The following is a 23,147-nucleotide window of genomic DNA, read 5'->3' as shown; positions in this document are numbered from 1 at the left end:
CAGTGCGCGCCTTGCAGAAGTTCCAACTTCTGCGAGGCGCGCACTGCTTATGCGCCAGCTCAGCAGTCACCAGGCCGATGCGGTCGCGAGAGGCACGGCGGGTGCTGACCGCTTGGCGGGAGCGGCGGGCGGGTCAATAGACTGATCGCTATGAGTGCACCCACCGTCGACTTGATGGACTATGCCGATGTCATCGACCGGTTCGAGCCGGTGCTCGGCATGGAGGTTCACGTCGAGCTGAACACGGCCACCAAGATGTTCTGCGGTTGCCCGACCGAGTTCGGCGCGGAGCCGAACACCCAGGTGTGCCCGGTGTGCCTCGGTCTGCCGGGTTCGCTGCCAGTGGTGAACGAGCAGGCCGTGGAGTCGGCGATCCGGATCGGGCTGGCCCTGAATTGCGCGATCACCCCGTGGGGCCGGTTCGCGCGCAAGAACTACTTCTACCCGGACCAGCCGAAGAACTACCAGATCAGCCAGTACGACGAGCCGATCGCCACCAACGGCCACCTCGACGTGGTACTCGACGACGGCAGCATCTTCCGCGTCGAGATCGAGCGCGCCCATATGGAGGAGGACACCGGCAAGTCCACCCACATCGGTGGCTCCACCGGCCGCATCCACGGCGCGAGTCATTCGCTGCTGGACTACAACCGGGCGGGCGTGCCGCTCATCGAGATCGTCACCAAGCCGATCACCGGCGCGGGGGAGCGGGCGCCGGAGGTGGCGCGCGCCTACGTGACCGCGCTGCGTGAGGTTCTGAAATCACTGCAGGTCTCCGACGTCAAAATGGAGCAGGGCTCGCTGCGCTGCGATGCCAACGTTTCGCTGATGCCTATCGGCGCAACGGAATTCGGCACCCGCACCGAGACCAAGAACGTCAACTCGCTCAAGAGCGTCGAGGTCGCCGTTCGCTTCGAAATGCGCCGCCAGGCCGCTATTCTCGCCGACGGCGGTTCGATCGTGCAGGAGACCAGGCACTTTCACGAGAGTGACGGCACCACCTCGCCCGGTCGCCGCAAGGAGACCGCCGAGGACTACCGCTACTTCCCCGAGCCGGACCTGGAACCCGTTGCGCCCGCTGAGGATTGGGTTGAGGAGCTGCGCGGCACCATTCCGGAATACCCGTGGCTGCGCCGCGCGCGCATCCAGTCCGACTGGGGCCTGTCCGCCGAGGTCATGCGCGACCTGGTGAACGCGGGCGCACTGGACCTGATCATCGCGACCGTCGATGCGGGTGCCCCGGCCAACGAGGCCCGCTCGTGGTGGGTCGCCTACCTCACCGAAAAGGCCAAGGAACGCGAGGCTTCCCTGGAGGAGCTGCCGATCACGCCCGCCCAGGTGGCCGAGGTGATCAAGCTCGTGGAATCGAAGACGGTCAATAACAAGGTCGCCAAGCAGGTCGTCGACTTCGTGCTGGCGGGTGAGGGTGATCCGGCGAAGATCGTGGAGACCAAGGGCCTCGGCATGGTCAGCGACGAGACCGCGCTGCAGGCGGAGGTGCGCAAGGCGCTCGAGGCCAATCCCGACATCGCCGAGAAGATCCGCTCGGGGAAGGTGCAGGCCGCGGGCAAGATCGTCGGTGATGTCATGAAGGCGACGCGGGGACAAGCCGACGCGGCCCGGGTGCGCGAACTCGTGCTCGAAGCCTGCGCCTGAGTTCGGTCCGCACCGGCGAAGCCCAACTACCGAACTGAAGTGGGCGGGTCCCTGAGGACCCGCCCACTTTGTTATCGGCGCGGTTAGTCCGGCCCGGTGCCCTGCGACGGCGGCGGGATCTTGATCACCCGATCGTCGAATGGCCCGTGATTATCGTCATTATTGACGGTGGTCGCCCAGATGGTGCCGTCCGCACCGGCCGCCGCACCGCCGAGCCTGCCGTATTTGTCCTGCACGGTGAACGTCGGCGCCGCGGTGATCGCATGGGTATTCGCATCCGGGTTCGCGATCGCCAGCGCCTTCGCCCCCGACATCGCGATCGCCACCACATCGGGTCCGGCCGCACAGCCACCGACGCCGGGTCGATCCGGCCAGGTCCACGCGGTGATGATCGATCCGTCCCGGCCCAGGCGCTGCAGACGATCCTCGGTCGGGGTGCGATCGGTGATCCAGACGCTGTCCTTACCGTCGTCACACAGATCGCCCGCCGTGCCGAGGCCCGACACCACGACCTCCGGACTGGCTCCCGGCGACGGTGAATTGATCCGCAGCACCTTGCCCGCCAGTGACGAGGGCGCACTGGCCAAGCCGGGATTGCCCGCATCGCCGGTCAGCACCAACAGCTCGGTCGGCGAAATGAATTCCAGTGCACCGTGATTGCCGATCGCCCCCTTCGGAATTCCGGTCAGAATGGCCTTAGGCGGTCCGTTCTCCGCGATGCGCACCACCCGGTTATCGGATCCGGTGGTGATGTAGGCGTAGATGAGTCCGTCCTCGCGATAGGTCGGCGAGAGGGCGATGTCGGAGATGCCCCCGTCACCGGAGCCGTCCACATCCACCTGCCCGACCAGTATCGGCGGCGACTGCGGATCGCTCGGATCCACCGCGACCGTCTTGTAGATGCGTCCGGTGCGTCGCTCGGTGACCAGCGCGTCCTCGCCGAGCGAGATGATGCCCGCAGTGGAATCCAGGCAGGTCGTAATCACATTCGGGTCCGGATCGATGCACGGTCCGGTCGGGCGCGGGCGCTGCGAGGGGCTCTGCTGCGGCGGTTTGGGTTCGGCGGGGTTGAAGGTCGGTTCGGGTGTGAACGGGCTGGAGGCGGAATCGTCGAACCGAGCGCAGCCGACCAGCGCGACGGTGCTGAGCGCCAAGCTCAGGGCGATACGCCCCGCGACAACCAAACTCATGGTTCAGACGTTACGGAAACCGCGGCCGATGTGCTGCTCCGGGTCGATTAACGGACACGCCGTCGCGTCGAGACCGCACACGCGCATGCGCGGCCGCATAGGGTATCGACCGTGACCGAAGAGCCCAAAGACACGTCCGTGCCCAAAACCGAGGGCACGGCAACGCCCACGGAGGAGCAGTCGGCGGCGTCGTCCACCGGTCGTGGCGTGACCAGTCCCTATGATTCGCCCACCGGCGTGCTGCCCAGAATGTCCTCCGATACCGCGCCGAGCCGCCCCGATTCAACCAAGGATGTGCCGCGCACCGAGGAGGAACTCGGCCTCGATCCGGAGATCCCCTCGGTCGGTGAACAGACCAGGGCGAATGAATCCGCGGCCTACGCCTACGCCAGCATCCCGCCTGCCGCGGGCGCTTCCGGTGAACCGAGCCGCCCCCTGCGCCGCCGCAATGGCGACACCCGCCGCGGCACCCTCGATCTCGGCCTGTTCGTGCTGCGCCTCGTCGTCGGCGGCACCTTCATCTACCACGGCCTGCAGAAACTAACCGGCTGGTTTCAGGGACCGGGGCTGGACGGCACGCGCGACATGATGGCGTCGGGCGGCTGGAACCACGCGACCCTCTCGACCATCCTGGTCATCGCCGGTGAAGTCGGTGGCGGCGCGCTGCTGGTGCTCGGCCTGGCCACTCCGCTCGCCGCGGGTGCGGTGCTCGCGGTGATCATCGACGCGTGGTTGTGGAAGCAGGGCATGATCCCCGGTTTCCAGTACAAGTCCTCGGTCAAGAGCGGTGTGGAACTGGAGTCCATCCTGGCGGGCACTGCCGTGGTCCTGCTCCTGACCGGCCCCGGCCGCCTGTCCTTCGACCGCAACCGCGGCTGGGCCACCCGCCCCGCCTACGGCTCCTTCGTAGTCCTCATTCTGGCCATAGCCGCCGCCATCGGCACCTGGTACTGGCTCCACGGCGGCAATCCGCTAACCGGTATCGGGCCCTTCAACTAACCTGCCCCCAAAACAACCGGCGCCCTTCAGTATCGGAGGGCGCCGTTCGTCTTTCGGGTCAAAGTTTGGTGAGGCACAAGGCATGCCACGTCTGGCGCACCGGCGCCGTCACACCGTCCGCCAGTTATCCACCGGCGCGCAGAGGTGCGGTGGAACGGAAACGGCGTCCCTCATGTGGTCACGAGGGACGCCGTTGGTGTTCATGACGGGACTAGGGCACCTGGCGAACGGCGCCCTTATCGGCTGAGGTGGCCAGTGCGGCATACGCGCGCAGGGCCGTGGTGACCGGGCGGACGCGATCGAGCGGCTGCCAGGGCCGTTCGGAGGCATCCATTTTCGCGCGACGCTCGGCCAGGATCGCGTCGTCGACCAGCACCTCGAGGGTTCGGGTTCCGACGTCGATGCGGATCTGATCGCCGTCTTCGATGAGTCCGACGGCACCGCCCGCTGCGGCCTCGGGCGACATGTGGCCGATCGACAGGCCGGAGGTGCCGCCGGAGAAGCGGCCGTCGGTGATCAGCGCGCACTCCTTACCGAGTCCCGCGCCCTTCAGAAATGCGGTGGGGTGCAACATTTCCTGCATACCTGGCCCGCCCTTGGGGCCCTCGTAGCGGACCACGATCACATCGCCCGGCTTGATCTTTTTGCCGAGGATCGCCGAGACCGCCGCCTCCTGGGATTCGACCACGACGGCCGGGCCCTGGAAGGAGAACAGCTCCTCATCGATGCCCGCGGTCTTCAGGATCGCGCCGTCGGGGGCGATGTTGCCACGCAAGACAACCAGGCCGCCCTCGACCGTGTAGGCATGCGCCTTATCGCGGATGCAGCCGCCCTCGGCGTCGGTATCGAGTTCGGACCAGCGGTTGTTCGTGGAGAAGGGCTCGGTGGTGCGCACGCCACCGGGCGCGGCGTGGAACAGCTCCAGCGCCTCATCGGATGCCTTGCCTGAGCGGATATCCCAGGTGTCGAGCCATTCGTCGAAGCTCTCGGTGTGCACCGTGGTGACGTCGGTCTCGAGCAGTCCGGCGCGGCGCAGTTCGCCGAGGATCGCCGGAATGCCACCGGCGCGGTGCACATCCTCCATGTGGTAGTCGGAGTTGGGGGAGACCTTCGACAGGCACGGCACTGTGCGAGAAATCTCGTCGATGGTGCTCAGCTCGAAGTCGATCTCACCCTCCTGCGCGGCGGCCAGGGTGTGCAGCACGGTATTGGTGGAGCCGCCCATCGCGACGTCCAGCGCCATCGCATTGCGGAAGGCCTTGGCATTGGCCACATTCCGCGGCAGCACCGACGCATCGTCCTCGCGGTACCAGCGATTCGCGATATCGACGATCACCGTGCCCGCCCTCTCGAACAAGGCGTGGCGGGCGGCGTGGGTGGCCAGCGTGGATCCGTTGCCGGGCAAGGCGAGGCCGAGCGCCTCGGTGAGGCAGTTCATCGAATTCGCGGTGAACATGCCCGAGCAGGAACCACAGGTCGGACAGGCGCTGCGCTCGACCTCGGCAAGACCGTCCTCGCTGACATTCATATTGGCGCTGGCCGCGATCGCGGTGATCAGATCGGTCGGCGCCTGTGCCACACCGCCGACGACCACGGCCTTACCGGCCTCCATCGGCCCGCCGGAAACGAAGACGGCCGGGATGTTCAGGCGCATAGCGGCATTGAGCATGCCGGGTGTGATCTTGTCGCAGTTCGAAATGCACACCAGCGCGTCGGCGGTGTGCGCGTTCGCCATGTATTCGACCGAATCGGCGATGATTTCGCGCGAGGGCAGCGAGTAGAGCATGCCACCGTGGCCCATCGCGATGCCGTCGTCGACCGCGATGGTGTGGAATTCCCGTGGCACACCGCCCGCGGCGCGCACCGCATCGGCGACGATTTCACCGACATTCTTCAGATGCACGTGGCCAGGTACGAACTGCGTATAGGAGTTCGCGATGGCGACGATCGGCTTACCGAAGTCGGTGTCGGTCATACCGGTGGCGCGCCAGAGTGCGCGCGCGCCCGCGGCATTGCGGCCGATGGTGGTTGTGCGTGAACGAAGCGGTGGCATGTGGATCCTCAGGAGGTCGCGGGGGCTGATGTGCGACTGCGCGGAGTTCGCTCAATGAGCGAATTCAGCGACCGACCACGTTACTCCTGCGTGCGGGCGGGACTTTCGTGGCGGTCGACGGCGCTGATCGCCATCGGTCTGTGGTTCGGGATGTGTCGCCGCGAGGGTGGTCGTCGGCGCGGACGGTGTCATCGGTCGTGTCGGTTCCGGCACCGTCGGTATCCACTGGTCCGGTGCGTTCGGGCGGGGATTGTCCGTCCGACGCGGTCACCGGATCGCGCATCCGGCGGCGAGCCTACCGGCGGCGGTCGCTATCCCCAGCGCCGGTGAACCGCTACGAGTCGGAGTCGCGCGTGTCGGTGGCAGGTACCTCGGCATCGGCGCTGGTCCCCTCCGCACCGGCATCGGCTTTGCGCGCATGTGCTTCGGGTCCGGTCTCGGCCGTTTCCGCCTCGGCTTCGGCCTCGGGCGCTTCCGCTCCGGCCTTGGTCGCCTGCGCCTCGTCCCCGCCCTTGCGCGCCGCGTACTCCGCGTCCCGCGCCGCCGCCTCCGCCGCGAAAAGATCCGGAATCCGACCGTTCGACGCGCGGATCAGATCACGCAACCGGTCATAGCTCACCGCGGGCAGCTTCACCTCGGTGTCGTCGCTGAGATGCGCACGCACGAATCCGCGCTTCGGAATACTGACCCCAGCGACCTGCCCCCAGTCCAGGTGCCGAGAACCGAAAACAGTGCGCAGATCCAGCCCGTCCTCGGCCACCGTGGTACGCGTGCGTTCGATCCATACCGCCGCCGCGACCGGGAGCAGCAGTAGCCACCACAGTCCGATCGGCCAGCCGACGAAGGCAAAGAAGACACAGAACAGCAGTACGACCACACCGAGGTAGGCCATCTGCGTAATGCGGATGACCTGCACCGCCCGCTTCGGCTCGGACGGTTGCGGCGAACTACCCGTCTCCGATCCCGCCTCGGGCGTGTGGGACGATTTAGCCGGTGGCACGGACTGATGCGGTGATGACACACCACCATCCTCGCATCATGGTGAACGGACTCGAGCACCCGCTCGGTCTCACATAATGAGACCTGTTTGACTGATCGACTCGCGCACACATACCGTCATGCGCGTGAATCGAAACGAGTTGCTCGTAATCGGCCGGCGCGTCCAGCGTTGAGCCTGACTGCCTGAGTCGAATACGTCAGCTCGCGTTGCGACGCGCCACCCTCGAACAGCCATGGCTGTCGGGGGCTTTTTTGTGTTCGGGACAAAAGTCCTGGCATGTGGCCGCTTCGCAAGGCACCACGTGCAAGCACAGTTGTCCGGGGTCTAGTACGAGCAGTTAGGAACGAAGACGGTGAGTGCACCAACCGCACGGCCCGGGCCCTCGGCCCGCAGGCCGGCGCCTTCGGCGAATCAGCAGGCCGCGCCCGCTGGCGGTCCGGCGAACGCGGCGAACCGCCGCCAGGTCCCGCCCGAGCGGGTCACCGGCGCGCAGTCCGTCGTCCGCTCCCTCGAGGAGCTCGGCGTCGACACGGTATTCGGCATTCCCGGCGGCGCGATTCTCCCGGTCTACGACCCGCTCTTCGATTCCACCAAGGTCCGTCACGTCCTCGTCCGGCACGAGCAGGGCGCGGGGCACGCGGCTACCGGCTATGCGCAGGCCACCGGCAAGGTCGGCGTCTGCATGGCAACCTCGGGTCCGGGCGCGACCAACCTGGTCACCCCGATCGCCGACGCGCAGATGGACTCGGTTCCGATCGTCGCCATCACCGGCCAGGTCGGGCGCAGCCTGATCGGCACCGACGCATTCCAGGAAGCCGATATCTCCGGCATCACCATGCCGATCACCAAGCACAACTTCCTCATCACCGAGGGCATCGACATCCCGCGCATGATCGCGGAGGCCTTCTACCTGGCCTCGTCCGGGCGTCCGGGCGCGGTGCTCGTCGATATCCCGAAGGATGTGCTGCAGGCGCAGACCACCTTCAGCTGGCCGCCGGAGATGCGGCTGCCCGGCTACCGCCCGGTGACCAAACCGCACGGTAAGCAGGTGCGCGAGGCCGCGCGGATGATCCTGGAGTCCAAGCAGCCTGTGCTTTACGTCGGTGGCGGCGTGATCAAGGCCGACGCCTCGCCCCAGCTGCTGGAACTGGCCGAGCTGACCGGCATTCCGGTGGTCACCACCTTGATGGCGCGGGGTGCGTTCCCCGACAGCCACCAGCTCAACATGGGTATGCCGGGCATGCACGGCACCGTGGGTGCGGTCGCCGCCCTGCAGAAGTCCGATCTGCTGATCACCCTCGGCGCGCGTTTCGACGACCGGGTCACCGGTCAGCTGGACTCCTTCGCGCCCGACGCCAAGATCATCCACGCCGATATCGACCCGGCCGAGATCGGTAAGAACCGGCACGCCGACGTCCCGATCGTCGGCGATTGCCGCGAGGTGATCGTCGAATTGATCGAAACGCTGAAGGCCGACCCCTCCGGTGCGCCGAAGCTGAACCTCACCGACTGGTGGCAGTACCTCGACGGCATCCGCAAGAGCTACCCGCTCGGCTGGACGACGCCGAGCGACGGCTCACTGTCGCCGGAATTCGTCATCGAGGCGCTGGGCCGCCTCGCCGGACCCGACGCCATCTACTGTGCGGGCGTCGGCCAGCATCAGATGTGGGCCGCGCAGTTCATCAAGTACGAAAAGCCGCGCACCTGGCTGAATTCCGGTGGTCTCGGCACCATGGGCTACGCCGTTCCGGCGGCCATGGGCGCCAAGATGGGCGCGCCCGAGAAAGAGGTGTGGGCGGTCGACGGTGACGGCTGCTTCCAGATGACAAATCAGGAGCTGGCCACCTGCGCCGTCGAGGGCGTGCCGATCAAGGTCGCGCTGATCAACAACGGCAACCTCGGCATGGTCCGCCAGTGGCAGACCCTGTTCTACGAGGAGCGCTACTCCAATACCGATCTGGGCACGCACACGCTGCGCATCCCCGATTTCGTCAAACTCGCCGAAGCCCTCGGCTGCCACGGCATCCGGGTCGAGCGCGAGGAGGACGTAGAGGCCGCGATCCGCGAGGCGCAGTCCATCAACGACCGTCCCGTGGTGATCGACTTCATCGTCGGCAAGGACGCCCAGGTGTGGCCGATGGTCGCCGCGGGCACCAGCAATGACGAGATCATGGCCGCGCGCGGCATCCGCCCACTCTTCGACGAGGACGAGCAGGCCGCCGAGCCCGCCGTCATCCATGAGGCGATGTCGCACGACAAGAACAAGGGGACCGAACAGTGAGCACGACTCACACCCTCAGCGTGTTGGTCGAGGATAAGCCGGGCGTGCTGGCACGGGTCGCGGCGCTGTTCTCCCGCCGCGGCTTCAATATCGAATCGTTGGCGGTCGGCGGCACCGAGATCCCGGAGATCTCGCGCATGACCATTGTCGTCACGGTCGAGGATCTGCCGCTCGAGCAGGTCACCAAGCAGCTCAACAAGCTGATCAACGTCATCAAGATCGTCGAGCAGGACGCCGACACCTCGGTCGCCCGCGAACTGATCCTGGTGAAAGTGCGTGCGGACGCCAGCGTGCGGACCCAGGTCATCGAGGCGGTTACGCTCTTCCGGGCGAAGGTGATCGACGTCTCGCCGGACGCGCTCACCGTCGAGGCGACCGGAACCCGGTCCAAGCTCGACGCGCTGCTGCGGATGCTCGAGCCGTATGGCATCCGGGAGATCGTGCAGTCCGGTGTGGTGGCCGTGGGCCGTGGGCCGAAATCCATCACAGCGACGCGCTAGCGCCTGATCCGTCGATCATCACGACCAGCTAGTCTTGCTGCGATCGACGGTCGGCGTGCCGCGCTCCCCGCGCACGCGGGGGACCCGATTCGATCCGAATTTTGCAAACTCATCACCTGTGCCGAACAGGTGTTCCCCGCCGAGGCGGGGATGATCCGAAGGGAACCTACAGTGGCAGTCGAGATGTTCTACGACGACGACGCCGACCTGTCGATCATCCAGGGCCGCAAGGTCGCTGTCATCGGCTACGGCAGCCAGGGGCACGCGCACTCGCTGAGCCTGCGCGACTCCGGCGTCGAGGTCCGCGTCGGCCTCGCTGAGGGTTCGAAGTCGCGGCCGAAGGCCGAAGAGGCGGGCCTGACCGTCGGCACCCCGGCGGAGGTTTCCGCGTGGGCCGACGTGATCATGGTGCTGGCCCCCGACACAGCCCAGGCGTCGATCTTCACCAACGACATCGAGCCCAACCTGAAGGATGGCGACGCGCTGTTCTTCGGCCACGGCCTCAACATTCACTTCGGCCTGATCAAGCCCCCGGCCAACGTGACCATCGGTATGGTCGCGCCGAAGGGCCCCGGCCACCTGGTGCGTCGCCAGTTCGTCGACGGCAAGGGCGTTCCGGCGCTGATCGCGGTCGAGCAGGACCCGAAGGGCGAGGGCCAGGCGCTGGCGCTGTCCTACGCCAAGGGCATCGGCGGCACCCGCGCCGGCGTCATCAAGACCACCTTCAAGGAGGAGACCGAGACCGACCTGTTCGGTGAGCAGGCCGTGCTCTGCGGTGGTACCGAAGAGCTGGTCAAGACCGGTTTCGAGGTCATGGTCGAGGCGGGCTACGCGCCGGAGATGGCGTACTTCGAGGTGCTGCACGAGCTCAAGCTCATCGTCGACCTGATGTACGAGGGCGGTATCGCGCGCATGAACTACTCGGTCTCCGACACCGCCGAATTCGGTGGCTACTTGTCGGGTCCGCGGGTCATCGACGCCGACACCAAGAAGCGCATGCAGGACATCCTGCGCGACATCCAGGACGGCACCTTCGTCAAGCGCCTCGTCGCCAACGTCGAGGGCGGCAACAAGGAGCTCGAGGCGCTGCGCAAGGCCAATGCCGAGCACCCGATCGAGGTCACCGGCGCCAAGCTGCGCGGCCTGATGAGCTGGGTCGACCGCCCGATCACCGAAACCGCGTAATACGCGCTGACGCCACAGTGGCCCATCCCGATCGTTCGGGGTGGGCCACTGTGTTTTGGCGGCTCGGCCATTCCGCGGCCACGCAACTGCCGGTTCCGCGGTACCTGAGGAATATCGGCCTCGACCGAAGACCGAAATCGAGGAGTCTCGAACCAACGCTTAATTGACCTCGGTGTTTGCGGGGTTCGAGGCCGTCGCGGATCTGTCTTTCTCGGCGGGATTCACGTAAAACCGATCCGTCTCCAGATAATCTCACTATCCGATTCAAGATGCCATGGGTACTTCCAAAATCGCAGGAAGGATCGAATCATGCGCAGCCGAGTATTTGGATTGACAGCAGCTTTAGCGGGAACCCTCATTGGGGTCGGGGGTGGGACGGTCACCGCACCACACGCATGGACGCAACCGCCCGGGGAGCAACCGGTCGCGGAGGCCGGTGATTTCTATCTTCCACCGCCATCACTGCCGGACGGGCGGGGCACCATCGTTCGCGCCGAACCGGCGCAGATGGCAATGTCGGCGCCCGGACAGCCGGGAATGGTCCCCGCAGCGGCTACGCGCATCATGTACGTCAGCAGTGATACCCACGATGCGCCTACGGCGGTTGTCGGTACGTATCTGCAGCCGAACGTGCCATGGACCGGCCCCGGCGAGCGGCCGCTGATCGCGTACGCGGGCGGTACCAAGGGACAGGGCGATCAATGCGCGCCCTCGAAGTTGATGTCGCAGGTCGTCCAGCTCCAGCCTCCGTTGGACATAATCTTCGAATACGATCTGGTTGCAATCGAAGCACTGCTCAACCGCGGTATGGCGGTAATGGTGACCGACTACCACGGTCTCGGTACGCCCGATGTGCACGACTTTCTCAACCGGAAATCACAAGCCCACGCGGTACTGGACTCCGCGCGCGCCGCGCTGCAGTTACCCGGCACCGGCCTCCATCCCGGCACGCCGGTCATTCTCTACGGGTATTCGCAGGGCGGTATGGCCTCCGCCGGTGCGGCCGAGCTGCAATCGAGCTACGCCCCCGATCTGAATGTGCGCGGCGCCTACATCGGTGGGCCGGTCGTGGACGATGAATACTTCATCGGATACAACGACGGTCGCGCCGCTATGGCACCGGCATTCGCCTGGGTACTCAACGGCATTGCCGCCGACTACCCGGAAACCCGCCCGGTGCTCGACGCCGAACTCAACGATATCGGCAAGGCGATCCTGAACGAATCCCTTGGCAAATGCGCGGTTCCGTTCGGACTGGCCCAGCAACATCAGCGCACGTCCGATTGGACCATCAGTGGAGAACCGCTGACCGCTGTTATCGATCGGTCTCCGGCGTTGCAACAGGCATTCGCCGAGCAGCGTATCGGCACACGTGCCCCGGCAATTCCGGTACTTGCCGCGTCAGCCCTGAACGACGAGGGAGCGCCATTTGCGCCGGTGCGCGAAATGGCCGCTGGTTGGTGTGGTGGCGGCGTGCCCGTTCAGCTGGAAGCGAACACCGAAATTCCTCCCGTATCCGGACTCGCGGGCACCCACGTGATGGCCTTCTTCCCGTCGCTGGCGGCCTCGCAGCAGTGGTTGACCGATCGGCTCGCGGGCATGCCCGCCCCATCCAACTGCGCGGCGCTGCCGTAGCACGGTGATTTTCGTGCGTAATACGCGGCGGCGGGCCGGTTTCGAGGCCGAAACCCGCCGCCGGGCACCGATTACGCGTTCGATCTCCGGCCGCGGCAACCACGGGCGCGGCGATGATGCGCTACTCGGCTGCGGAAAGCCGCCAGGTCAGAATGTCGATTTCGACAGATTGCCGGCAGCCCGCACGGACGCAGCTATTCTGTAGCGACAAGTTCTACGGCAACGGATTCCCGCGGCCGGACCCCTCTGTCGGTGTTGTTCTGTTGGATGCCCGAGGCGGATATGTCAATCTTCGAGAATACGGAAAGACGCGACCCCAAGCGGTATCTGTGGATACTGGGGTTGATCGCTCCGACTTGCTCGGTACTTCCTTCACAACTGGTGGTCCATACGGGCCTCGAAATATTCTGGTGGATCGGCCCGATCATTGTGCTCATGGTGATCCCGCTGCTGGACTGGGCGATAGGGAATGACGGGAGCAATCCGCGCGACGAGGACTACGAGTCCTTGTCCAACGATCGCTACTACCGTTGGTGCACTTACCTTTTCCTGCCGCTACAGTTCATCGGCCTGTTGATCGCGGGATATCTCTGGGCCAGACCGGCGCTGAGCGTATCGGACAAGCTGGGTTTGGCCGTGACGCTCGGGTTCGTGTCAGGCATCGGCATCAACGCTGCCCACGAACTCGGCCATCGAGTCGAGCACCTCGAACGCTGGCTTGCGAAAGTCGCTCTGGCGCAATCGGGCTACGGGCACTTCTTCGTCGAGCACAACCGTGGCCATCACGTGCGCGTCGCGACGCCGGAAGATCCGGCAAGTGCCCGATTCGGCGAATCGCTGTGGGAGTTCCTGCCGCGCAGTATGTTCGGCGGCTTCCGCTCGGCCATCGTTTTGGAGCGTGAACGCCTGTCCCGTAAGGGAAAGCGCTGGTTCAGCCGAGAGAATCATCTGCTGCAGGCCTGGTCGATGAGTGCCGCGCTGTTCGGCTCGCTGATATTGCTCTTCGGGCCTGCGGTGATCCCATTTCTGGCACTGCAGGCGCTGATCGGCGCGGGGCTGCTCGAGACGGTGAACTACGTCGAGCACTACGGTCTGCTCCGCCAGCGCGGTCGCAATGGCAATTACGTGCGCTGCTCCCCGCGTGACAGCTGGAACAGTGACCGTCTGGTCACGAACGTCTTCCTGTTCCATCTACAACGGCACAGCGACCACCACGCGAATCCGGGCCGCCGCTACCAGACCCTGCGCAGCTCTGAACAGGCGCCACAGCTACCTGCTGGCTACGCAAGCATGATCCTGTTCGCGATCGTCCCACCTATCTGGCGCGCGGTCATGGATCGTCGTGTGCTGGCCCACTACGGCGGCGATATCAACCTCGTCAACACCAAACCCCGAAACAGACGATATCTCCTCTCGCTCCGCCGGATACGTCCACGGGCCGCCGCACCGGAGCGGGTGACTACTCGCCCGTAGCGGCGCGGTTGCCTATTGTCTGGCGAGGACAGCGGAGTCGAATTGTCAACCGAACAGATCGTGAGTCGTGAGCATCTCATCCAGCACCCTTGTCCCCGGATCCGTTCCGAGTCCGGCTGCGGCCGGTCGCCGAGCCGAGGCTATCCACCGCTTTCTCGTCAAACCGGCCGATGCGGGCATCGCCGGTTCGGTCGACGGCGGCAAGCTACTCGAATGGATCGACAAGGTCGCCTATGCGGCGGCGGCTCAGTGGAGCGGTTGCTACTGCGTCACCGCCTACGTCGGCAATATTCATCTCGACCGCCCGATCGCGGTCGGTGAGCTGGTCGAACTGCATGCGAATCTCGTGCACACCGGGCGCACCAGCATGCATATTCTCGTCAGCGTCTATTCGACCGACCCCACGCGACGCAAGCCGGTGCAGACGGCGCAGTGCCTGACGATCTTCGTCGCGATCGATGACAATCGGCGGACTGTCGAAGTGCCGCAATGGAATCCGACGTCGATTCTGGAACTGGAGCGGCATCGGCAAGCGCGGGCACGGGTTTCGGTTCGCAAGCGAATCGAGGAGGCGATGGCCGCGCAGCAGTACACGGCGGCGGGCACAGCGCCGAGGTCGATTTTGCGATTCCTGGCCGCGCCTTCGGATATCAACTGGGGCGGCAAGGTGCACGGCGGCCGCACTATGCAGTGGATCGACGAGGCGGCGTATATCTGTGGTGCCGATTGGGTTGGGCAGCACGTGATTACGTCGTATTTCGGTGGGATCCGGTTCTACCGGCCGATTGTCATCGGACATATTGTCGAGGTGAGTGCGCGGCTGATTCACACCGGGCCGCGGAGTATGCACGTCAGCGTGCATGTGACGTCGACGGATACGCACTCCGATGAACCGGCGCTCGCCGCGCACGGTCTCGCGGTTGTCGTCGCCGTCGATGAGAGCGGTAAGGCACGGCCGGTGCGCCAATGGGTTCCGGCTTCTGCGGAAGATGAGGCGCTCGATGCGCATGCGCGGCATCTCATCGAATTGCGTGCCGAGGTGGAGCGGTTCACGCAGGCCAGTGATGTGCCCGCGGATGCCGAGCCCAACCATTTCCGGGTGCCGATGCCGTGACATTCCGTGGTGGCTGCCTGGTGTGCGGATCCGCCGTGGTCACGTGTGGCTGAGGTCGGACCACCCTGGTGCGCGGATCCGCGGTGGTCCGGCTCGGTTCAGGCCGGACCACTGCGGCACGGCCTAGCTGTTATCGGGTCTGTGCTGGTTGCGGGGGTTCATCGGGCTGTTCGGGTTGGCCGGATTGTTGGGGTTCAGCGGGCTCATCGGATTCGCCGGGTTATTGAGGCTGTGCTCCCACTGGTATTGCGGGTTGGCCGGGCTGTTGGGGTTGGCCGGGTTGTTCGGGTTCAAGGGGCTCATGGGGTTGGCCGGATTGTTCAGATTGTGCGCCCAGTCGCGAGCCTCCCTGTCCCGCCGGGCCTGCTCGTCCCGCCACGCCTGCTCGCACTCGTCCCGGTGCTCGGCGCTTTCGCAGTCATCCGTCTGCCCTGATCCTGCGGACCCCGTTGCTGGTGCGGCCGACGCCGGAATTGCCGAGGTGGTCAAGGGAACAGTGATGAGAGCGGCGGCCACGGCCACCTGGGCCAGCATCCGGCGAGGCGTCATTGTCATGCTTTCACTCTTGCGTGTGCACGCCGAAAAATCTCCTGCCACAGTGGGATTCAGGGAAATTTCAGTCGAAAGTATGAGTGGCGATGGGACTGGCGTAGGGGTGTCCCCCGAGTCGAATCGATCCTAAGTCGGTTGCTTCTCAGGGGTCCGGGCGACAACGACCCGGCACCTGTGGTGCCGGGCCGGTTGCTCTCGATCAGCTGCTGCCGAAGGTCCCACGGGGGAACAGGTGGCGGGGGAATCGCCACGGGTCGTTCCAGCGGCCGGGAAGATCGCAGTCGTCCCAGCGGCCGGGACTGTGGTTCCAGTCGTCGAAGAAGCCGGGGCGGTCGCAATCCCAATCGTTATTGTGCGGGTGCCGCACTTCGGTCACACCGGGGTCGCTGGCGGCAGGGTCGGCCGAGGCGGGAACGGCCAGTGCGGTCAACGGGACTGCCGCGAGGGCGCCGGCCATGGCCACCCGGGTCAATCGGCGGGAAGTCGTTCTCGAGAACACCGTGGATCCTTTCTATCTGCGCGTCCGCGAAGACGCCGTCGTTGCTCGTCGGATAGCCCGGCGACGCAACGATTTGCACGTTCACACTCGGCCGCGCCCGGTCGAATGGCAATGGTGTGAGCACGATTTCAGGAAGATTCATCCTTTGGTATGACGAGTCCCCGAGACGGTGGGTTTCGGCCTCAGGGATGGAGTGGAAACCCGCTGGTTCTAGACTGTTACCGATGAGTAAGTTCTTTGGCTCGGTCGACGAGGTGACGCGGCGGCTCACCGACGCCGGATACCTGCCCTCCACCGACATCGCCACCGCGGTGTTCCTCGCCGGTCACCTGGGCAAGCCCCTGCTGATCGAGGGTCCGGCCGGTGTCGGCAAGACCGAGTTGGCCAAGGCGATCGCCACCGCCACCACCTCCGACCTGGTGCGCCTGCAGTGCCACGAGGGCATCGACGAGGCCCGCGCGCTCTACGAGTGGAACCATGCCAAGCAATTGCTGCGCATCACCGCCACGGACAACGAGAGCTGGGACAGCACCCGCGACCACGTCTTCACCGAAGAATTCCTGCTGCAGCGTCCGCTACTGGCCGCGATCCGGAATCCGCATCCGACCGTGCTGCTCATCGACGAACTCGACAAGGCCGATATCGAACTCGAAGGACTGCTACTCGAGGTTCTCGGCGACTACCAGGTCAGCATCCCCGAACTCGGCACCGTAACCGCCGTGCGCAAGCCCTTCGTCATCGTCACCTCGAACGCCAACCGCGACCTCTCCGAAGCGTTGAAACGCCGCTGCCTCTACCTCCACATCGACTATCCGACAGCGGAGTTGGAGCGCGCGATCGTCCGCATGAAGGTGCCCGAGCTCGACGAAACCCTGGGTGAGCCGGTAGTGCGAACCGTCGCCGCCCTGCGCGAACTCACCCTCCGCAAACCTCCCTCGATCGCCGAAACCGTCGACTGGGCAAGGACTCTCGTAGCCTTGGGCGCCCGAAACCTCACCGGCGCCATCGTCCAATCCACCCTCGGCGTACTACTCAAATACCAAGCCGACCACCGCATCGCCATCGCTCGCCTCGAACTCCCGGGACCCGATTCCCGCGAACGCAGACCATCATGACCGCCGCTGTTCCAATTCGGATCGAACCCCCGCGCCCCGCACGCGGATACCGACGGGGTATGCGATGCGCCGAACAGGCACGCGTCGGCCATCAACTGCCGCAGGACTTCTCGGAGCCATTGGCGGGAACCCGCGGCGCTTGCGGAACCCGGCAAGCGGTACAGCTGGTAGGCAAGGCGGTTCGGAGCGCCGATAGTGTTGGTTCGGCGGTCGCAGTGGGGAAGCGTTGTGCGCATCGAACATTCGGGGCGGCGGTATGTCAACTGTCGCACCGCTTCTCGGGATCGATACTCCGTGAGGCCACTCAAAACGAGGGTGGAACGCCAACAAAGACCGCAGCCGTCGATGGCGGGGGTGACGAGTGGTGACGTCATCTGGGCGGCGCAGCCCTGAGCAGGGCATCGACACGATGACCGATCGCCTGGTCCAGTTCGTCGGATTGCTTCGCGACCACGGAATCTCTGCGGGACCAAGCGAAACCATCGACGCCGCCGAGGCAATACTCGCGCTCGGCCTACACGACCGGAACCGCCTGCGCTCCGGCATGGCCGCCTGCCTCCTGCGCCGCAATGGTCAGCGCGCCGTCTTCGACCAGCTCTTCGATCTCTACTTCCTGACCGCGGAGCAACCGACAACCCCGGCGCCTCTCGAATCCACCGATGACCTTCGCGACCGCTTGGTGGAAGCACTCGCCCGAGATGACCGCACCGCCGTCGCCGAACTCGCCCGTCAGGCCCTTACCGCACTGGGCGGCTACGGAGGAGTCGGGACGGGCGAGCCGTCGAGTCCGGTCACCACCGCATCGGGTGCTGGGTGGTCTTCCTATCTGACCATGAAATCCCTACGGCCAGAAGAACTTATCGATCGCGTCGGCGAGCGCATGAGCGGCGATCTCGACCCCACCGTCCGCACCATCGAAGCCGACCGCCGCGTCCGCGAATTCCGCACCGCCGTCCAAACCGAGGCGCGCCTGCGCTCCGCCCAACTCCGCGGCACCGAATACATCGCCCGCCGCGGCGTCGAATCCAGCACCGACCAGGTCGACTTCCTCGGCGCCCGCGCCCAAGACCTCGCCGAAATGCGCCGCCTGGTGAACCCTTTGGCGCGCAAGCTCGCCACCCGCCTCGCCGCCCGTCGCCGCAAAGCAGTCCGGGGCCAGATCGATATGCGCCGAACCCTTCGCCGCTCCATGGCCACGGGGGGTGTGCCGATCGATCCGGTCCTGCGCGCCCGCAAACATAGTCGCCCCGACCTTGTCGTGCTCGCCGACTTATCCGGCTCCGTAACGGGTTTCGCCGAATTCACCCTGCAACTAGTCCAGGCGCTGCAAGACCAATTCAGTAAGGTCCGCAGCTTCGGCTTCATCGACACCTGCGACGAAATCACCGCCCACTTCATCCCTGGCGAACCACCCACCCCCGACCTTGCCGCACGAATCGTCCGCCATACCAACGTCGCTCGCTTCGGCAGCAGCAACTACGGCGAGGCATTCCAAAGCTTCGTCGACAACTACCTCGACGCCCTGGGCCCGCGCACGTCCCTCCTCATCCTCGGTGACGCCCGCACCAATCGCACCGACCCGAATCTCCCCGCTCTACAAACAATGTCGGACCGAGCCAAACACGCCTACTGGCTCAACCCCGAGCCCGCCCGCTCCTGGTCGACCGGCGACTCCGCCGCACACATATATGCCGACCTCATCACCATGCACGAATGCCGCAATGTGAAACAGCTCGCCGAGGTAATCGGTCGGTTGCTGCCTGCTTGACCTGTCCGTTCGATGAGCGGACCACGCGATCCACCGCCCGGTAACCCCCCGCCGCGTCGGATGCAGCGGACTGGGACACACTGCGCCGTGCCCTGCTCAACATCCCTGAGCCGACCGCGCCATTAGCTGGCGCGATGACGGTGTCAGCGGAAGATCGGCATAACCGTGTCGACGACGGATTCCGGCGTCGGCAGGGCCGCGACTATGTCGGGTGGGCTCAGCTGACGTTGCAGCGCTCGTTGATGCGCCGCACCAACCAACAGCACAGCGACAGCTCGTAGATCCACCGAGGCGGACACGAGCTGGTCGGCATGCGGCATCGACAGATGCGCGACAACCGCGTCGACCGCACGATGCGGCCCGATATCCAGCTCCCGGCTGCGCTGCGCGAACTTCGCGCGCAATTCCACATCCGACTGCACCGCGGCCATCACCGGAATGGCATCCAGGAAGAACTCCTCCAAAGCCTCGACAAGCGCTACCAGCCCCGCCCGCAACTCAGGCAGCTGCTCGACCTCCCCGAGCACATCCTTCACCGGCCGCAAATGCCGCTGAATCACCGCCTGCAACAACCCCATTCGATCCCCGAAGTGGTAGAAGATGCTCGACTCGGCCACCCCCGCCCGCTTCGCAACTTCCTTCGTGGACAACCGAGCCACCCCCGCCTCCACCAAGATCTCCTGCGCCGCGACCACAACCGACTCCCGCACCCCCGTCGAAGGCCGGCCCCGCCGCCCCCGCGCACCATCCGCAGCCGCCACCACCGCAACCTCCTCTCCGTGCCGATCAATCCCTTGCAGTATGCCCCACACGGACGTATTTTCTGAGTATCAACTCAGTAATTATCCGATCACCGGAGCCACCCCCATGACCAGCACCAAAACCCCCACCACCCAATCCCGCATCCAACGCATCGGCGACGCCGTCGTCCGCTTCATCCTCCGCTCCCCACTACACCCCCTACTCAGCAAAAAGCTCCTCATCATCACCGTCTCCGGCCGCAAAACCGGCCGCGAATACGCCAACCCCGTCGGCTACGCCGAACACGAAGGCCACCTCCTCATCGGCACGGCCGCCAGCTGGCGCCAAAACCTCATCCCCAACACCCCCGTCCGAATCCTCCTGCGTGGCACGAACATCCAAGCGACCCACGAAGTCATCACCGACGAACCCCGAGCCGTCACTCTCTACCGCGAAATCCTCACCCAAAACCCAACCCACGGCCGCTTCGCCAAAATCCACCTCGACCCCGACGGCACCGTAAACCTCCCCTCCCTCCGCGCAGCCCTATCCCGAGGCACCGCCATAGTCCGCCTCCACCCCTTGTGACCTGCCATGGTCTTCAGCGCCTCCCCACAACTGCTCGGCCAACTAGTCCGAATCCATAGTCTTCGCGCCGACCGCGATCGCCCGAGCCCTCAGGCTGGCATCCGATCCACTGGCCGCGAAGACCTGCCGCGCAGCTTTGGCGAGACGTACGTCAGCCGTCCACTATGAGCGTGCCCCAGCCGAGTCGAGTGTCGGATGCCACGATGGCCGACAGCACGAATCGCTTCCCGCGTCTTCCCAGGAATTGTGTGTGAGTCGAACGCTATTCTGACTCGGGTGCTACCCGCATCACCTGACCGGTGTGTTGCGCGGATCTTGTGAGCGGGAGATTCAGCGGTTTGGTGCACGCACGCTTTGCTCCGACCGCGGCAATGATCGGCGTTCGGCAAGGTAGTTAGGGGAGAGCTGACAGATGGCCCGTATTCGCGAGATTGTTCCCAGTACCCAGAACGTTCGGGCGCACAAGCTCGAGGACGCCGTCAGCTGTCAGTACAAGGTGATCGAGGATCCTGACGGTGCAACCCTGGTCCACCTGTCGACGTTCGGATCCGAACAGCGCGAGTCTGCACCCAAGAGCAGTCAGTCGATTCAGCTCAACCGCCAGAATGCGGCAGAGCTGATCTCCATATTGAGCGCAGCGTTCGGGTTCGCTTGGCGGCCTAGGCACGCTGCCGTCGTGGAGGATCAGCCTGCAATCGATGCCGAGGCCCACGTCGAGCCTGAGTTCCTCGATGCCACCGACGAGCTCGCCGCGCAGTTGTACATGCCGAAAGAGTGGCTGCAGGAGTGCATCGACCTACTGCGGGACCGATCGCAACTGATCTTCTATGGTCCGCCGGGCACCGGAAAGACCTATCTCGCAAAGGCTATCGCGAAGCATCTGGCCGGTGCAGAGCACGTCAAGATGGTGCAGTTCCATCCTTCGTATTCGTACGAAGACTTCTTCGAGGGGTTCCGTCCGGTCGAAACGGAGAACGGTCAGATCGCGTACGACATCCACCGGGGTCCGCTGCGCCAACTGGCTGCTACTGCGCGGAAAGATCCAGAGAATCTGTACGTCCTCATCATCGACGAGGTCAACCGAGGGAATCTATCGAAGATCTTCGGCGAACTCTACTATCTGCTGGAATATCGGGATGAGAGCATAAATCTGCTTTACTCCGACAAGGTAGAAATGTTCAGCCTGCCGAAGAACGTGCTTATCATCGGAACGATGAACCGAGCCGATCGCTCTGTCGCGCTGGTCGATTCGGCGATGAGACGGCGTTTCGCTTTTGTGCATTTGCATCCATCGAAGGAACCGATAAGGAGCGTGCTGCGGAACTGGCTGAAGTACCATGGGGAAAACGAAGTGATTGCCGACATCGTGGATGAGCTGAACGAATCCATCGCCGATGAAGACTTCAAGATCGGCCCTTCGTACTTCATGCGCCGAGGCGCCACTTCCAAGATCGGGATGGACGTTGCGTGGCGCACCACCGTTCTGCCGCTCATGGAGGAGTATCACTTCAACACCGACATCGACGTTCACGATAAATATGCTTTGGCCAAGATCGAACAGCGTGTGGCTTCCCAAGACGCTGAACCGGATACCCAACTGTGACACTAACAGTCGATCTTGTCGAGCATGGTCGGCCAGGAACGATCGATCTTTCGGACGATCAGTGTGAAGCCCTCCACCGCGTCAAAATCGCTGGGATAAGTCCTATCTCGCGAGGCAGGTACCGAATCAAACCCGGACAAAAGGTTGGTTCGGTTCGGCTGGGCGGTGTGCAGATCAACGTACGTCCGAAGATCGCCGAGCTGAATCGAATTCTGTTCTTCATCGGATACAGTTCGAACCCTACGATCTGGCGCGACGAGTTCGTCCGACTCGCTAAGGCTGACGGACTCTTTCCAGCGGTCGCGGAATCATTTGTCCGCCTGGCATCCGATGCTTTTGGGCGTGGGTTGTTGCGTGGTTACCGCTCTACTGCCGATTCTCTGTCGGTGGTACGTGGGCGGGTTCGATTCCAGGAGCAGATCACCAGAAACTATGGGTTGCCGGTCCCGATCGCCGTCGAGTACGACGACTTCACGGCGGATATTCCGGAGAATCGGGTCATCCTGCTTGCCGCGTTACGCCTGCTCAGCATGCCGGATATCGGCACCGGCGCGCGGCAGCAGCTCAGTCGAATACGAGCGGTCCTGGACGAGATAACGATCGTTTCACCTCGTGAACGAAGACCGCCGTACGGATTGAACCGACTCAACCTGCGTTACCACGATATTCTCCGGCTGTCCGAAGTGATCCTCGACAACAGTTCGTTCGGCCAGCAGCACGGGCCTCTCGCTGTCTCGGGCTTCGTATTCGATATGTGGAAGATCTACGAGGACTTCGTCACCGGCGCGATCAGCATGGCGATGCAGCAGTTCGGAGGATTTCCGAAGACCCAAAAAGATCATTACATGGACGCGGCGTCGAGGATCAAGTTCATCCCGGACCTCGTCTGGTGCAACGCTGATGGCGACCCGCTGGCGGTCCTGGACGCGAAGTACAAGGCCGAGAAGCCGAAGGGATTTCCTGAAGCCGATCTCTACCAGATGCTGGCTTACTGCTCGGTTCTCGGTTTGAAAGAGGGCCACCTGATCTACGCCAAAGGCAACGAGCCCGCAGTCGAACACGCCATCAAGACCTGCAACATCACTATCCATTGCCACGCACTCGATCTCTCCCTGCCTCCGAACGCTCTGCTGAAGACCATTGACACGTTGGCACGCACAGTCCTCCATAAGTAGTTGCGAGGAATTCCGCTGGT

19 protein-coding genes are annotated in these 23,147 nt (G+C 64.5%); 13 read left to right on the top strand and 6 right to left on the bottom strand.

Going from position 1 to position 23,147, the window contains the following annotated elements; all coding sequences use genetic code 11:
* The first annotated feature begins 150 nt into the window (after positions 1 to 150).
* On the top strand, positions 151 to 1,656 hold the full coding sequence (gatB, locus tag AB0J47_RS08400; RefSeq protein ID WP_364341933.1) for an Asp-tRNA(Asn)/Glu-tRNA(Gln) amidotransferase subunit GatB: 1,506 nt from the start codon (positions 151 to 153) through the stop codon (positions 1,654 to 1,656).
* Positions 1,657 to 1,739: 83 nt separating this feature from the next.
* Here the strand turns inward: gatB and AB0J47_RS08395 are convergent, their stop codons facing one another.
* On the bottom strand, positions 1,740 to 2,846 hold the full coding sequence (locus tag AB0J47_RS08395; RefSeq protein ID WP_364341931.1) for a PQQ-dependent sugar dehydrogenase: 1,107 nt from the start codon (positions 2,844 to 2,846) through the stop codon (positions 1,740 to 1,742).
* Between the two features lie 111 nt (positions 2,847 to 2,957).
* On the opposite strand from AB0J47_RS08395, the gene AB0J47_RS08390 reads away from it, so the two are divergent.
* Positions 2,958 to 3,845: a DoxX family protein gene (locus AB0J47_RS08390; RefSeq protein WP_364341929.1), complete on the top strand. Its 888-nt coding sequence runs from the start codon at positions 2,958 to 2,960 to the stop codon at positions 3,843 to 3,845.
* Positions 3,846 to 4,056: 211 nt separating this feature from the next.
* On the opposite strand, the gene ilvD is transcribed toward AB0J47_RS08390, so the two are convergent.
* Both ilvD and AB0J47_RS08380 read right to left on the bottom strand, forming a co-directional pair.
* The gene (gene ilvD / locus AB0J47_RS08385; RefSeq protein ID WP_364341927.1) at positions 4,057 to 5,898 is read right to left on the bottom strand and encodes a dihydroxy-acid dehydratase; all 1,842 of its coding nucleotides are present in this window, start codon (positions 5,896 to 5,898) and stop codon (positions 4,057 to 4,059) included.
* A 334-nt stretch (positions 5,899 to 6,232) separates the two neighbouring features.
* Complete coding sequence (locus AB0J47_RS08380) at positions 6,233 to 6,919, bottom strand: PH domain-containing protein (protein ID WP_364341925.1); 687 nt, start codon at positions 6,917 to 6,919, stop codon at positions 6,233 to 6,235.
* A 331-nt stretch (positions 6,920 to 7,250) separates the two neighbouring features.
* On the opposite strand from AB0J47_RS08380, the gene AB0J47_RS08375 reads away from it, so the two are divergent.
* From AB0J47_RS08375 to AB0J47_RS08350, 6 genes are all read left to right on the top strand, one after another.
* Positions 7,251 to 9,179: an acetolactate synthase large subunit gene (locus AB0J47_RS08375; protein ID WP_364341923.1), complete on the top strand. Its 1,929-nt coding sequence runs from the start codon at positions 7,251 to 7,253 to the stop codon at positions 9,177 to 9,179.
* Positions 9,176 to 9,679, top strand: a complete 504-nt coding sequence (gene ilvN / locus AB0J47_RS08370; RefSeq protein ID WP_062984804.1) for an acetolactate synthase small subunit — start codon at positions 9,176 to 9,178, stop codon at positions 9,677 to 9,679. The genes AB0J47_RS08375 and ilvN overlap by 4 nt, the downstream gene beginning before the upstream one ends.
* Before the next feature lie 183 nt (positions 9,680 to 9,862).
* Positions 9,863 to 10,864, top strand: a complete 1,002-nt coding sequence (gene ilvC, locus AB0J47_RS08365) for a ketol-acid reductoisomerase (RefSeq protein ID WP_174566238.1) — start codon at positions 9,863 to 9,865, stop codon at positions 10,862 to 10,864.
* A 309-nt stretch (positions 10,865 to 11,173) separates the two neighbouring features.
* Positions 11,174 to 12,499: a lipase family protein gene (locus AB0J47_RS08360; protein WP_364341920.1), complete on the top strand. Its 1,326-nt coding sequence runs from the start codon at positions 11,174 to 11,176 to the stop codon at positions 12,497 to 12,499.
* Between the two features lie 267 nt (positions 12,500 to 12,766).
* Entirely contained in the window at positions 12,767 to 13,972 is a 1,206-nt protein-coding gene (locus AB0J47_RS08355) for an alkane 1-monooxygenase (RefSeq protein WP_364341918.1), read from the top strand.
* A gap of 67 nt (positions 13,973 to 14,039) precedes the next feature.
* Positions 14,040 to 15,086 (top strand): hotdog domain-containing protein, encoded by a 1,047-nt coding sequence (locus tag AB0J47_RS08350; RefSeq protein ID WP_364341916.1) that lies wholly within the window; start codon positions 14,040 to 14,042, stop codon positions 15,084 to 15,086.
* A 123-nt stretch (positions 15,087 to 15,209) separates the two neighbouring features.
* On the opposite strand, the gene AB0J47_RS08345 is transcribed toward AB0J47_RS08350, so the two are convergent.
* Together AB0J47_RS08345 and AB0J47_RS08340 are read right to left on the bottom strand one after the other, a co-directional pair.
* The gene (locus tag AB0J47_RS08345; RefSeq protein WP_364341914.1) at positions 15,210 to 15,641 is read right to left on the bottom strand and encodes a hypothetical protein; all 432 of its coding nucleotides are present in this window, start codon (positions 15,639 to 15,641) and stop codon (positions 15,210 to 15,212) included.
* A 196-nt stretch (positions 15,642 to 15,837) separates the two neighbouring features.
* Positions 15,838 to 16,137 (bottom strand): hypothetical protein, encoded by a 300-nt coding sequence (locus AB0J47_RS08340; protein WP_364341912.1) that lies wholly within the window; start codon positions 16,135 to 16,137, stop codon positions 15,838 to 15,840.
* 224 nt (positions 16,138 to 16,361) lie between these two features.
* Between AB0J47_RS08340 and AB0J47_RS08335 the strand changes: the two genes are divergently transcribed.
* Both AB0J47_RS08335 and AB0J47_RS08330 read left to right on the top strand, forming a co-directional pair.
* The gene (locus AB0J47_RS08335; protein ID WP_364341910.1) at positions 16,362 to 17,252 is read left to right on the top strand and encodes a MoxR family ATPase; all 891 of its coding nucleotides are present in this window, start codon (positions 16,362 to 16,364) and stop codon (positions 17,250 to 17,252) included.
* A 364-nt stretch (positions 17,253 to 17,616) separates the two neighbouring features.
* Positions 17,617 to 19,020 (top strand): VWA domain-containing protein, encoded by a 1,404-nt coding sequence (locus AB0J47_RS08330; RefSeq protein ID WP_364341908.1) that lies wholly within the window; start codon positions 17,617 to 17,619, stop codon positions 19,018 to 19,020.
* A gap of 143 nt (positions 19,021 to 19,163) precedes the next feature.
* On the opposite strand, the gene AB0J47_RS08325 is transcribed toward AB0J47_RS08330, so the two are convergent.
* Complete coding sequence (locus tag AB0J47_RS08325) at positions 19,164 to 19,784, bottom strand: TetR/AcrR family transcriptional regulator (protein ID WP_364341906.1); 621 nt, start codon at positions 19,782 to 19,784, stop codon at positions 19,164 to 19,166.
* A gap of 103 nt (positions 19,785 to 19,887) precedes the next feature.
* On the opposite strand from AB0J47_RS08325, the gene AB0J47_RS08320 reads away from it, so the two are divergent.
* The 3 genes from AB0J47_RS08320 (at position 19,888) to AB0J47_RS08310 (ending at position 23,127) form a co-directional block, all read left to right on the top strand.
* A complete protein-coding gene (locus AB0J47_RS08320) occupies positions 19,888 to 20,349 on the top strand; it encodes a nitroreductase/quinone reductase family protein (RefSeq protein WP_364341904.1) in 462 nt (153 codons plus the stop codon).
* Positions 20,350 to 20,761: 412 nt separating this feature from the next.
* Entirely contained in the window at positions 20,762 to 21,952 is a 1,191-nt protein-coding gene (locus AB0J47_RS08315) for an AAA family ATPase (RefSeq protein WP_364341902.1), read from the top strand.
* Positions 21,949 to 23,127, top strand: coding sequence for a restriction endonuclease (locus AB0J47_RS08310; protein WP_364341900.1), 1,179 nt, complete (start codon positions 21,949 to 21,951; stop codon positions 23,125 to 23,127). The genes AB0J47_RS08315 and AB0J47_RS08310 overlap by 4 nt, the downstream gene beginning before the upstream one ends.
* Positions 23,128 to 23,147: the final 20 nt, after the last annotated feature.

It is taken from the genome of Nocardia sp. NPDC049737 (genome assembly GCF_040674755.1).
GTDB lineage: Bacteria > Actinomycetota > Actinomycetes > Mycobacteriales > Mycobacteriaceae > Nocardia.
This window is presented reverse-complemented; position numbering and strand designations above follow the sequence as displayed.